General features: G+C 40.6%; 10 protein-coding genes. All 10 read left to right on the top strand.

The window, feature by feature from the left end; genetic code table 11:
- The first annotated feature begins 155 nt into the window (after positions 1-155).
- The 10 genes from EGC80_RS12950 (at position 156) to EGC80_RS12905 (ending at position 12,895) form a co-directional block, all read left to right on the top strand.
- Positions 156-1,463 carry a SpoIIE family protein phosphatase gene (locus tag EGC80_RS12950; RefSeq protein WP_124013381.1) on the top strand — a complete coding sequence of 436 codons (1,308 nt, stop codon included), beginning with the start codon at positions 156-158 and terminating at the stop codon, positions 1,461-1,463.
- 10 nt (positions 1,464-1,473) lie between these two features.
- A complete protein-coding gene (locus tag EGC80_RS12945; protein ID WP_101030316.1) occupies positions 1,474-1,866 on the top strand; it encodes an ATP-binding protein in 393 nt (130 codons plus the stop codon).
- 343 nt (positions 1,867-2,209) lie between these two features.
- On the top strand, positions 2,210-2,575 hold the full coding sequence (locus EGC80_RS12940; protein ID WP_124013382.1) for an STAS domain-containing protein: 366 nt from the start codon (positions 2,210-2,212) through the stop codon (positions 2,573-2,575).
- Positions 2,576-2,622: 47 nt separating this feature from the next.
- Positions 2,623-3,906 (top strand): polysaccharide biosynthesis/export family protein, encoded by a 1,284-nt coding sequence (locus EGC80_RS12935; protein ID WP_124013383.1) that lies wholly within the window; start codon positions 2,623-2,625, stop codon positions 3,904-3,906.
- Between the two features lie 10 nt (positions 3,907-3,916).
- Positions 3,917-5,440: a GumC domain-containing protein gene (locus EGC80_RS12930; protein ID WP_233768499.1), complete on the top strand. Its 1,524-nt coding sequence runs from the start codon at positions 3,917-3,919 to the stop codon at positions 5,438-5,440.
- Positions 5,380-6,654: an O-antigen ligase domain-containing protein gene (locus EGC80_RS12925; RefSeq protein ID WP_124013384.1), complete on the top strand. Its 1,275-nt coding sequence runs from the start codon at positions 5,380-5,382 to the stop codon at positions 6,652-6,654. The genes EGC80_RS12930 and EGC80_RS12925 overlap by 61 nt, the downstream gene beginning before the upstream one ends.
- A 315-nt stretch (positions 6,655-6,969) precedes the next feature.
- Entirely contained in the window at positions 6,970-8,301 is a 1,332-nt protein-coding gene (locus EGC80_RS12920) for an oligosaccharide flippase family protein (RefSeq protein ID WP_124013385.1), read from the top strand.
- Entirely contained in the window at positions 8,298-9,338 is a 1,041-nt protein-coding gene (locus EGC80_RS12915; RefSeq protein WP_124013386.1) for a glycosyltransferase family 2 protein, read from the top strand. Before EGC80_RS12920 ends, EGC80_RS12915 begins: the two co-directional genes overlap by 4 nt.
- 199 nt (positions 9,339-9,537) lie before the next feature.
- Entirely contained in the window at positions 9,538-11,511 is a 1,974-nt protein-coding gene (locus EGC80_RS12910; RefSeq protein WP_124013387.1) for a WecB/TagA/CpsF family glycosyltransferase, read from the top strand.
- Between the two features lie 10 nt (positions 11,512-11,521).
- Positions 11,522-12,895, top strand: a complete 1,374-nt coding sequence (locus tag EGC80_RS12905) for a sugar phosphate nucleotidyltransferase (RefSeq protein WP_124013388.1) — start codon at positions 11,522-11,524, stop codon at positions 12,893-12,895.
- Positions 12,896-12,908 lie beyond the last annotated feature (13 nt).

Raw genomic sequence — 12,908 nt, 5'->3', positions numbered from 1 at the left:
TTTCACAAGATCATGTTTTAAAAGTTATTTGAAGAATGGAATAGTTATTGCTTGTAGTTATTGATTGTAGTTATGGGTTAAGAGTGGAATTAACACCGAAGACACAGTGTGAAGGTTGATCAGTAAACCTTCAAAGGTCAACATTGGAGTAAAACATGAATCTGGCTAAGTTAACACACACTATCAATATACTGCTCGCAGAAGACTCGACAAGCGAAAGACTGTTTATCGCAAGTCTGTTGGAATTGCTGCAGGTTGAAGATTGCAACATCGTATTGCATCAGTGTATCGACGGGCAACAAGCCTTATCCTTGTGTGAAAATCAACCCATTGATTTACTCATCAGCGACTGGCGTATGCCTAAATTAACTGGGATTGCCGTCTGTGAAATATTGAAACAAACTGATTCACCTCCTTACATACTGTTACTTACCGGTAATAATGCAACCGATGACCTCATTTATGCATTAGAGTCTGGAGCAGATGATTATTTAGCTAAGCCTTTTGAACCCAAAGTGCTAAAGATGCGTGTCATCGCCGCGATTCGTCTGATTAAGGCACAACAGATAATGAAAGCACAAAATAATGCACTTAATCAGGCATTTCATAAAACACAAAAATTACTTGATCAGAAAAAATCTGAATTGAAACAAGCCGCTCAATTGCAACATGCATTATTACCTGACAAACGATTCACCTTAGAAAATTGGCAAGTGAATCATTATTTCGCTGCAGCAAATGAGTTGGCCGGTGACATGTTTCAATGCTTTACTATTGACGGCCAATGGATCGGATTTTTCTTAATCGATGTGTCAGGTCACGGCGCGGGGGCCGCAATGCAAAGTTTCGCCCTGGCACAATCATTAAATCCAAGTCGAGTAGATTGGCATCAATCTCCAGCAATACTAATGGATTACATTAATCAGGTTTTTTCAGACCCCTGCCAGCACGGTCAATTTGCCACGATGATAATAGGAAAAATCAACAGTAAAAGTGGCCAATATGAAATGTGCAATGCCGGTCACCCACAGCCCTTTCTCATCAGCCAACATCGCTGTGAGTCACTCGATATCCCTTCGAGTTTACCCATTGGTATTGATGAAAATACTCAATATATCGACTGCCAAGGTCACCTAGCTGATGATGAACATCTAATGATTTTTTCTGATGGTATTTATGAAATTAACCATCCGAAGTTGGGTATGTTTGGGCTTGAACGGCTCAAAACATTATGCATGGTCAACCACGCAATTAGTGGTGATGCGATGATCCATCGTATTCGTCATGCATTGTCAATGTGGCAACAAGGTGAAGCACAAGACGACATGTCACTTATGTTGTTTTCCAACAGACTGTGGCACCAGAAAAAGTCTGTTGAACACCAAAAAAGCCATAACCAGCAAAGCCATCAGGCAAACAAAGCGGTTAATTCATCGGGATCCATAAGTGATAAAATGCCATAAGGAGCGCATTATGAATAGTTTACAATTAAACTTAACGCCTCAAATTATTGAGCAGCAGCAATTTTGTATCGAACTAGAACAATTTATGCTGAACAACCAAGTATGTGATAAGCAGCGTTTTAAAGTCATTACCTGTACGTTAGAAGGCGTCAATAATATCCTTCAACACACAAGCTGTGATGCTGCCAACATTACCTTATTAATGCACTGTAATACCGATAGCGTCATCGTCGACTTACTTGATAATGCTCTTTATACCGAATTACCCGCTTTGATTGATTGTCCTGATCAAAATGAGGAACATGGTCGGGGTTTATGGATAATGTATAGTTGGATGGATCAGGTGTGGAATCAACCCACAGTATTAGGCAGCCACCTAAGAATGAGTTTATTAAGAAACTAACCCACTTACTGACAGAAATAACGATTACGAACCCTTATAACAGCAGTAAATTAGCCCAGCTTACTGCTTTTTAAAATCTTCGCTGCACGTCAGAACTTACTTATCACTAAAAATAACCCCCTCCGGCATGCACCAATGCATTGCAATCTGCAAAATCTCACCCTCAATTTGCAATAAACACTCTCTAATACATGCAATCAATTGAAATTAAACAATAAAATAACTGGCACATATACTGCAGTATCTTTTAGTAATTAAAGATATTCTCAGCCGATGATATAAAAATCAATGATTGATAATACCAATATTCACTTTGTTACATGATAAATCAGAGGGCGACATTATGAACTTCGAATTAAAAGCACAACAACACGCGAGTGTAGTTCGCTTACCAAGAAAAATGGTAATGGCACAAACGCCAACATATAGAGCCGCTATTTTAGAATACATCAACAAGGGTAATACTCGACTGGTCTTCGACATGAGCCAGCTTGAATACATTGACTCAAGTGGGCTTTCAGTTTTGATTTCTGCACGTAAAAATACCATGCATTACCATGGGAATATTGTGTTGTTAAATCCAAATTCTAGCGTAAGAGCATTAATTGAGTTAACTCGGTTGCATCATATTATGGATATTTATGAATCTGAAGAGCAAGCGCTTGATGGGCTGCGTGAAGATACGCCTTTAAAAGAAATAACCCGCTAGTGTCAATACGGGCAGATTGTTGGGCTTTACTTATTAAGGAATTTATCATGACAAACTTATCCCACGTTACGCTCATTGGATTATTTTGCGTAAGTGTTTCAGCTTGCGTCACCCCCAATAGACCAGCAAGCCAAGATATTTGCCAGTTAACTACCTCTAGTGAATGCCACTATTTTGGTCAGCACACGCCTTATGATCGACAGATCAGTGCCCAACGTCCAAATAATCTTAAATTGGGCTTAATTGAAAACGTGCCAATCAATAATTCCTACATTAATGCAAACAGCCATTTGCTCACTAAAGAAGGTGTTAAGGCGCAACACCTTGCCCTGGGCTTAATTGACTCGCAATGGCAAAAAGCCCAACTGAAATTGTCGGTGGGTGACAAATTAGATATTAATATTTTAAACGGTGAAGATTTCAGTAAAGCCGTTGAAATTGATGCCGATGGCAATATCTACCTGCCATTCATTCAAAGTGTATCAGCAAAAAACCTCACCTTAATACAATTGAACGATGCCATCAGGCATCAATTGATCGTTGAAAAACTGATGCAACCTGCTGCTATCCGTATCAGCATTGTGCCCATCAGTTGGGCCCCGATTAATATCACCACTTCTGGCGCGGTATATGAACCTGGTCAGCACATGATTAATAAAAAACAACCCATTGAAACTAAAGATGACGGAAGTGATTTTTCTGGTGATCAAGCCACTGAGCGAAGCATTGATGCAGCGCTTCGTTCTTCTGGAGGTATTCGTCCAGATGCCGATTTAACGGCGGTGAATGTTATTCGTGATAATCGGATATACCGCATCGACTTAACAGGTGTTTTAACCGGCGAATCGATTCAAGAGTTTACCTTAATGGCAGGGGACAAAGTGTATGTCCCCTCAACAAACCAATTCAATGACGAATTGGCTAGACCATCGCCGATTACAACACCGGGTATTCGAGTATTTATGTCTAACTTAACCCAACCAGCAAGTTCAAACAGCCAATCAGCAGTAGACAGAGAAGCCACCCGATTCCCTTACGGTACACGCTTACTCCATGGCGCCATTGCAGCCAACTGTGTCGGCGGCGCGCAATCAACCAATGCCAGCCGTTACATATTATTAGTGACTAAAAATCCATTATCGAATCAGATGGATGTAGTCGAACGTTCGATTGATGGGTTAATACAGCAATCTTGGAAAAATAATATGAACCCAGTGTTATTACCGGGTGATGGCATTGCCTGTTATGACTCAAGAATGACCAACTTCCGTGAACTTGCACGTAGCCTAACCGACGTCATTATTCCAAGCAGCTTAATTGGCTGGTTATAAGGAGCATGTCATGGATAATGTTATTAAAGACAAAAACCAGCAAAAAAGGGCACACAATAACAATGAAGCTGATTATCAAATCAATGATGCCAAAGATAATAGCTTAAGCGAATTGGCTTACTTATTTTGGATAAAACGGGCAGCATTGGAAGGCAGTAAACTCACCCCCAAAGCACGTAAGCGTTTATATCTTAAAACGGCAATGATGAGCTTATTAATTATCTGGGTAATGACGTCGATATTACTGGTGATTAAACCCACCTCTTACGTGTCAAAGTGGATATTAATCTTACCCGGTAATGGTGCTGGAGCATTAGTTAACCTAGATAGCGTAGGCCAAGCAACCAGCTCATCTAGCTCACCTTATTTGAGTTCGGCAATTGATCCTCGAGAAAATTATAAAGCCATATCTAGCAGTGATATGTTAATGACTCAGGCGGCAAAACAATTAAAAATGTCCGTTGCACAACTCGGTAAGCCAAAGCTTACGTTACCCAGCCAAACGGGTCTAATGGAATTTAGCGTTAAAGGCGGTACAGCTCAAGAAGCGCAAGATAAAGGTTGGGCATTATATCGTTCATTACAACAGCTGCTCAGTGACCTTCGTACCGATGAAGTGAATCTTCGAGATAGTGGCATTAGTCAAGGTTTAGCGGGCTACAATAGCAAAGTAAAAAAGACTCAAGATGCTATTTTAGCCTTTCAGTCAGAACGTGGTTTAGTATCACTTGATCAGTTTAAAGAACTCGCATTAACTATTGAGCGATTACGCCATGGCCGGGTCAATATGCTGTCTACATTAACCGGGATTGAAGCGGAAGAACAAAGTCTACATCAACATTTAGGAACATCATCTGATGAGGCCGCAGCTCTGTTAAAGCTGCATAATGATAAGCTCTTTCAGCAGCTATTAATGGCTTACAATGACACCATGGGCCAACAACATGCCCTATCCGCTCATTATGGAACTAATCATCCACAAATAACCAGTTTACGTGCCGAAGAAACTAAATTACAAACAGCCTTAGAAGCGCGTATAACGTTATTATTAAGACAAAAACAGCGTATACAACAAACTAAGCTACTGAATATACTGATGTTAAAAGACATTGATGGCCGCGCAGAGTTAATGGGGCAACTGATACAACTAAGGGCTAAACATCTTGGTTTAAAGCAACAACTTAGCACATTGGATGAACAAATTGTACACTGGGAAATCCGTTTAGACTTGTCTAATGATGATGCCGCAAAACTAGAAGATTTACATCGTGCTCATCAACTGGCCACCGCGGTAATGACCTCTGCTGTAGCCAAAATGGATGTAGGAAAAGCGGATATTTTTACTGCCTATCCGTTATTGCAATTATTGTCGCCACCTTCATTTGCTTCTAAAGCAGATAATTTGGCGACCATGTTATTACTTGTTGCGGCCTTTTGCGCATCGTTTATGGCAATAATAGGACTGAGTATTTTATGGATCCGCAAACCGTTACTCCGCAAAATGCTGACGAAAGAATCGTCTACAAAGCCATAGTCTATAGCTATTTGTTTTGGCTAGTGGGAGCCCTTTATATTATCGCTCCGGTTATTGCTTGGATTTTATTTTGTCGCTTACTGGTCAAAAAGCTGTCTTATCAACCCGCAAGTACCATCAGATTAACCCTGTATATTTGGTTATTAGGTATGTGGGTGATGTTAATCGCCCTTATTGTTGGCCATCTTGAACAGAGCTTGGGCATAGCCAAATTAATAAAGTCGAGTATAGGCTGGGCTAAGGGATGGGCTTTATTGGCTATTTTTCCTGTGATTGGTTGTTTAGACATTAGGCCGCAAGTTATTTACCGAGCGTGTTGTCAAGTCTGCAAACATACCGTTATATTGCTGCCGATATTTGTACTGGCATGGCTACTTAAATTACCCAGTACCTTATATGTTTCCCCATTAAGTATTATTGGTGGCCCAGGGCCTGAGTTTTTCTCATTAAGCTTATATGAGATAGATCCTGGCAGTGGGATCCCGCGCTGGCGTTTATTTACACCTTGGGCTCCCGCATTAGGGATGTTGGGCAATTTATATTTTATTTTTGCACTGCAAGAGTCTTCTCGTCGTTGGAAACGTTGGGGGGTTATTGGCAGTTTACTTATGGTGCTAATGTCTCAATCTCGGCTGGCCTTAATTTGCTATATGGCCTTATTTGGCTACTTCTCGATGCTAAAATTTGTCCGTACCCCACTCCTGTACTTTATATTATGCCCTATCATTTTAGCGACTGGATTTGTTGGTGAATCCATTCTGAATAAAATAACCATGACTATTGCTGCGGTGAAAGGAGCCAGAGCAGACTCCACTCGGGTTCGACAGTCCTTAGCTGATATTGCTGTTGAACGATGGTGGAACGAAGCGGTTATGTTTGGTCATGGTATTGTTGAGCGAGGACCGCATATGGTGGAGTTTATGCCAATTGGTTCTCACCATACTTGGTATGGGCTATTATTTGTCAAAGGTTTGGTGGGGGCTATAGCACTGGCTATTCCCATGCTAGTGACATTTGTGGTGTTATTGCTGAGGATTTTTACCCACCCATTGGCAAAAGTAGGCATGGCGATACTGATGCTGTTAATGCTATACACTTTTGGTGAAAACTTAGAAATTCTCGCTTATCTATTTTGGCCTGGGTTGATCATTTTGGGCAAAGCGCTTATTGATCCACCGACCGCGCCATCGCACCTTGTTGACACCAAGCAGTAAATCAATTTCATCAAGGTCATTTACTCATCAAGTCTATCACTTAGCGATATTCGTTAAGTGAACTACTCTGCGACTTTCGCTCCGCCCGGATCACAGGGTTTTCTCGACAGATTCAATAAATAAAGCTCACTCCCTCCAGACTATCGAACGTTGCATTTTGCTTTTGCAATCTGCAACACGACCTTTTACAAATCGCCTTTCTCAATTAAAAAAAACAAATAAACCATATAAAACAATGCATTAAAACATGGCACAATTTATGTATTAATCCCTACGAGGCATAGCATCTATGCAGTAAATTACCCTGGGATTAATATGAAAAACTGGCACGTTAATAAGTTATATCAATCAAGCCAACTCATAAATCAAGGCTTTGCGGGGTTGGGAAAAAGTATGATGTGGCTTGGTTCTGCGCAATTTAGTGGCCGAATGATCCGCTTAGTTTCCAGTGTTATTTTAGCGCGTTTATTAATGCCCGAAATTTTTGGCCAAGCAGCAATCGTACTCACCCTATTTGAACTCATTTGCACCGCCACTCGCCGTATTACATCAGCGGCATTAATTCGCATGGATGATCAAACCTTTTCCGACCACTTTAACAGTGCAAACTGGGTCAATATCATCGTCTGCATCATTGCCTTTTTGCTTATGGTGGCGATTAGTTTTCCATTAGCGAACTACTACCAATCTCCTCAATTGGTTATGCCTATCGTGCTAATGGCGACGAGCTTTTTATTTCTACCAATGGGTATGCAGTATGCAACATTAAATTTGCGTAGAAATAATATGCGTATTGTGGGCAGAGCTAATTTATGGCAGACCCTAATAGATGCGTTCTTAACGGCCACATTGGCATTATTAGGCTTTGGAATTTGGGCCATTATTTTACCCAAAGTTCTGGTTATTTTTATTTGGATTGCGATCCATCGTTATCAAAATCCTCTTCCTCAAACGCTGTCTACTTCGAACACCTTTAGGGACATCAACTTGGTTAAAATAACCTCGTTGTTAGCTTTTGGTATTCCGGTGAGCTTAAGCGATCTCACCACCACCCTTAGACAAAATATCGATTACTTGCTAATTGGTTTCTTTATGGGAGTAGAGACACTCGGAGTGTACTTTTTTGCTTATAACATCAGTTTAGGGATCAGCCTTGGCTTAATACAAAGTTTTGGCACCGCATTTTACAGTCACCTTTGTCAACGCAGTTCTTTACAGCGCGATCTTTGTGCTAAATATCTCAGCAGCATTGCAGCCATTATGGCGATAACCATCCCGATAATTTTATTACAAAGCCTGTTATCACATTGGTATGTGCCCATGGTCTATGGCGATAAATGGCTCGCAACGGATGCTGTGAGTGTATTCCTGTTTTTGTGTCTGAGTGGTTTAGCAAGGCCATTAGGCGAAGCCGCTAGTCAATTATTGCTCGTTAATGGCTTAAGCCAAGTCAATTTGAAAATCAACCTATTACTAACCGCTCTATATGCCGTGGTCATCAGTATTGCTTGTCAATATAGCCTCGTTGCCGTAGCTCAAACAGTAATGGTCACCTATCTCATCACGTTACCGCTAGTGAGTATTTATAGCTATCAAAGAGTGTTTAAAAGCACTCTCCAATTAAGCCCTGTAGGAGAATCATCATGAGCCCTAAAATCTCTGTAATCATGCCCGTTTATAATGTGCAGAAATTTGTAAAACAAGCCATTGAATCTGTTTTAAGTCAAACGTTTACTGATTTTGAACTTATCATAATTAATGACTGTGCGACGGACAATAGTCTGAGAATTTGTCAGAAAATAATCGATCCTCGTATCCGTATCATTAATCATATTGAAAACAAAGGACTGGCAGCTGCTCGTAATACCGGAATTCGTCATGCTTTAGGTAAATACGTCGCCTTTATTGACTCCGATGACATGTGGCATACAGAAAAACTGCAGCGTCACTGCACCCATTTAGACGAAAACCCTAAGGTGGGGATCAGCTTTTCACGTTCAAGCTTTATGAACTATGAGGGCAAAACGATTAATTTTTACCAAATGCCACAGTTAACTAATATTGATGCTGCACATTTACTTTGCCGTAATCCGGTTGGTAATGGCTCAGCACCCGTTATCCGTCGCGAAACGTTGGATGATATTCGTTTTCAAGCGGTATACAAATATGAGTTGTACTCATGTTATTTTGATGAAAAATTTCGTCAATCTGAAGATATCGAATGTTGGCTGCGTATTGTGGCAACCACTAAGTGGAAAATGGAAGGATTGCCGCAACCGTTAACTTATTATCGACTTAACCATGGCGGATTATCCGCTAACTTACTAAAGCAGCTTGCCTCTTGGGAGCAAATGATCAACAAGGCAAGATATTTTGCTCCTAAACTATTAAAACGTCATGAAAATGTTGCACGAGCTTATCAGTTACGTTATTTAGCTCGTCAAGCAATAAGAATGAAAGATGGCAAAATGGCAGCCAAATTAGCCACCCAAGCATTGCAAACGTCACCTAAAATTCTAATCGATGAAATGGGCAGGACAATTAGCACTGTGAGTGCCGCTTATTTACAATGGATACTGCCGGCAATTTGCTACCATTGGTGTGAAAGTGTAGGACATAAAATCATTGGTTTAATCCAAAAATACAAGATTATCCGTGACGGCGTGTCATCCGCGTTCTTATAACAAGGTTCATTCAAGCAATATCATCTGATTGCAAGCTGCTTTGCAAACTGCAATCAGGTGAAACAAACCCAAACAAATCAAAATAAACCCATACAAATCAACATTATAAATAGTGGCACGATTTAAGCATTATCTAGATAACTCATTAGGAATCTCACCGAGTTTCCTATCCGTACCACAATGGTTATCGAGGTGGCTTATGCGCACTCACATCAAAAACATTTCATGGTCAGTCAGAATAGTTGAATCAATTATCAGCTTGATATTACTACTCTTGGTCAGTCCGTTGTTATTATTAAAAGCTTGTTACTTGAAATATCAGCACGCTCAAGCGATTGAAGTGGTCTATTTACACAGCGGCAATGAAAAACCTATCGCGTTATTACAATTTATTCAGCCGCAATGGTCCTATTGGTTAGGCCTCATTAATGTGATTAAAGGTGAGCTTGGCTTTGTGGGTTGTCAATATCAATATGAGGTATTGGAATATCAAGACTATATAGTCCGTCCAGGTTTAATGTCCTTTAGCCAAATGCACTCAAGAATGGGTATTGCCTATGACAAGTTTACCATTGACCCGAAATTAAATGCCTCAGTGAGCCGCTATATATTAACAACCCTTCGTTACTTAATAGGTTATACCTTGTCATCAAAGATGGTTTGCACTAGCCAGACCCATTTTACCTTACTCAAAGTGGCGATTAGTAACGTCACCATGAAACAAGCCATTGATAGCTTATTAACCAGTGGCCGAAGCCGTAACTGTGACGCTTTCGCATTCGTCAATACAGACTGCATGAATATTGCCCATACCAATATTGAGTATCGCCAAGTATTAAATCAAACCAAGCAGGTTTTTGCTGACGGCAGTGGTTTGCGCTTAGCCTGTAAATACAACCACATTGTGCTTAAAGATAATGTTAATGGCACCGATATGTTTCCACGCTTATGTGAACAAGCAGCCAAAAATGGCACATCTATTTATTTTTTAGGTGCTAAACCTGGCGTAGCAGAAAAAGCCGCAGCGAACATGACAAAACGTTATCCCCAATTACGCATTGCTGGCATACAAGATGGCTATTTTAAAGCTCATCAAACTGAGGACATCATTAAGCATATTAATCAGTCTGATAGCGGAATTTTATTGGTCGCTATGGGGGCTCCTACTCAAGAGATGTGGATAGCTAATCATCAGCATCAGTTGAATGTGGGAGCAGCCGTTGGTGTCGGAGGATTATTCGACTTTTATGCTGATGCGGTCACTCGTGCACCTTTGGCACTTCGTCAAATGGGAATGGAATGGACTTGGCGGTTAATGCAAGAGCCTAAGAGAATGTGGCGTCGATATATTATTGGCAACCCATTGTTTGTTCTGCGGGTATTAATTGATTTGATCGCGCAGCGATTACTAGCGCATAAGAGTGCAAACAAAGCCACATTGCAATTTGCATCAACGCCGTCTCAAAATGCAAATCCGTTGGTTGCGACATCGATAAACGTCAACCTTTTAGACGCTACCACACAGCGAAAATCATGGGGTAAACAACGATGGTTTTTCAGCAAAATAAAGTTAAACCAAATCAGCAAAAGGCTATTGGATATTAGTGCGTCGGCTAGCTTATTGCTGATGCTGTCTCCGCTTTTATTACTCACGGCTTGTGCGATACGACTTGAATCAAAAGGCAATGTATTTTTTAGCCAAACCCGTGCAGGACAAGACAATCAACCGTTTACCATGTTTAAGTTTCGTTCAATGTTTACCGATGCAGAAGCTAGATTGGGTAAATTAACTGCACAGAATGATATGCAAGGTGGGGTGCTGTTTAAGATGAAATCTGATCCTAGGATCACTCACATCGGCGCTTGGATCCGTAAGCTATCAATTGACGAATTACCACAACTTTGGAACGTCTTTAAAGGCGATATGTCATTAGTTGGCCCGCGTCCTGCATTACCCAGTGAAGTGAACCAATATCAGTTATCAGATAGACGAAGATTAATGGTTAAACCCGGTATTACCTGTATTTGGCAAGTATCTGGCCGATCTCACATTCCATTCGACAAACAGGTTGAACTTGATGTTGATTATATCTACCAACAATCACTGATAAAAGACATTAAGTTATTATTTAAGACCATTCCGGCAGTTATTTTCGCCCGGGGTGCATACTAGGAGTAAGGATATGCAAGCCATTATTTTTGCCAACCGTTCAGCGACCGAACTGGCACCATTGAATCGTCAATACTGTGCTGCGTTATTACCCGTGGCCAACAAAGCAATAATTGACTATACCCTTGAAGATCTTGCTCAAGCGGGTATTACCCGTGCAAAATTAGTCATCGCCAATAATGCTGCAGAAATTGAATCCCATGTTGCTAACGGTGCTAGATGGAATTTAACTATCGAATATTTTTTAAGCAAACCAGAAGAAGATATTGAATCAGTATTAAAACGGATGAAATTAGACCCTAATCAGTCTCTATTAGTCGTGAGGGGTGATATTGTTCGCACACCTTGTATTAGACGTTTTGTTGAATTTGCCAAGCAGGTTAAACAAGCATTTGTGCTAGCCTCAATGAGCGATCTAAACCCTGGACTATTAATGCTACCCGAGGGCCGCTTACATGGGCACAATTTAAATTGGCCATTAGCCGCTCCCCAAAAAGATAACGATAAAACCATTAATCAAGTCTTACACGGTATGGCTTTCCATCTAGACAGCATCGACAATTTTGTTGCCGCAAACCATTATATTATTAAACATGTCGACACCTTTGGCTTAAAAGGCCGTAGAGTTGATTCCGCGCAAAAAAATAACCAACTTAGAATTGAACATCAAACACAGCACCCTAGTTTTGCAAACCAAAAAACTTACGGCAACATTGGAGCCAATACCTATTTAAATAATCAGGTAAAATGTCACGGTGCGATCGTGATCGGCCAGCATTGTTATATCGATAATAGCGAATTAAGCAATAGTATCGTATTACCCAATACATACATTGGTAATAACCTTAATGTTAGCAATCAAATTGTATCTCAAGATTACATTATCGATATTGCCAAAAACACTTGGGTTAAAGTCAACGATCCTAGTCTTGTTTCTACATGTCATCTCAAGGTAAAGAAATTAACCAAGGTGTCATTTATCACCCGATTAGTGGCGGCATTGTTAATTCTATTAACCCTACCGATTATGTTAATCAGTTTACTGGTAGCTTGTATTCAACGGCCTAAACATCCCATTAAACGGATTTGCGTCAGTAATAATCAGCAACAGCTTATCTCTTTGATTGAAATCGCCATCAACGCTCCGGTGCTGGCAAAGTTGCCACAATTGTGGCTCGTCGTTAAAGGTGAGCTATTGCTCTTTGGCGCAAGTTCTCTGGGTCACCAACATGCACGTTATGGTGTATTTGGTCCGGTACAAATCCTACTGAATGATACGACCCCACAGGAAGAAATAGAATTGGTTGAAATGGAGTTTCAACCATTAAGTCAACTAGGTTACCTGCGTCGATTATGGCAAATAACCCACTCAATCAATGCTCGTTAATTCATATATCAAG

The sequence above is a fragment of the Shewanella psychromarinicola genome, assembly GCF_003855155.1.
Taxonomy (GTDB): Bacteria; Pseudomonadota; Gammaproteobacteria; order Enterobacterales; family Shewanellaceae; genus Shewanella; species Shewanella psychromarinicola.
Note: the sequence above shows the minus strand (reverse complement) of the source record. Positions and strands in the feature narration are given on the sequence as shown.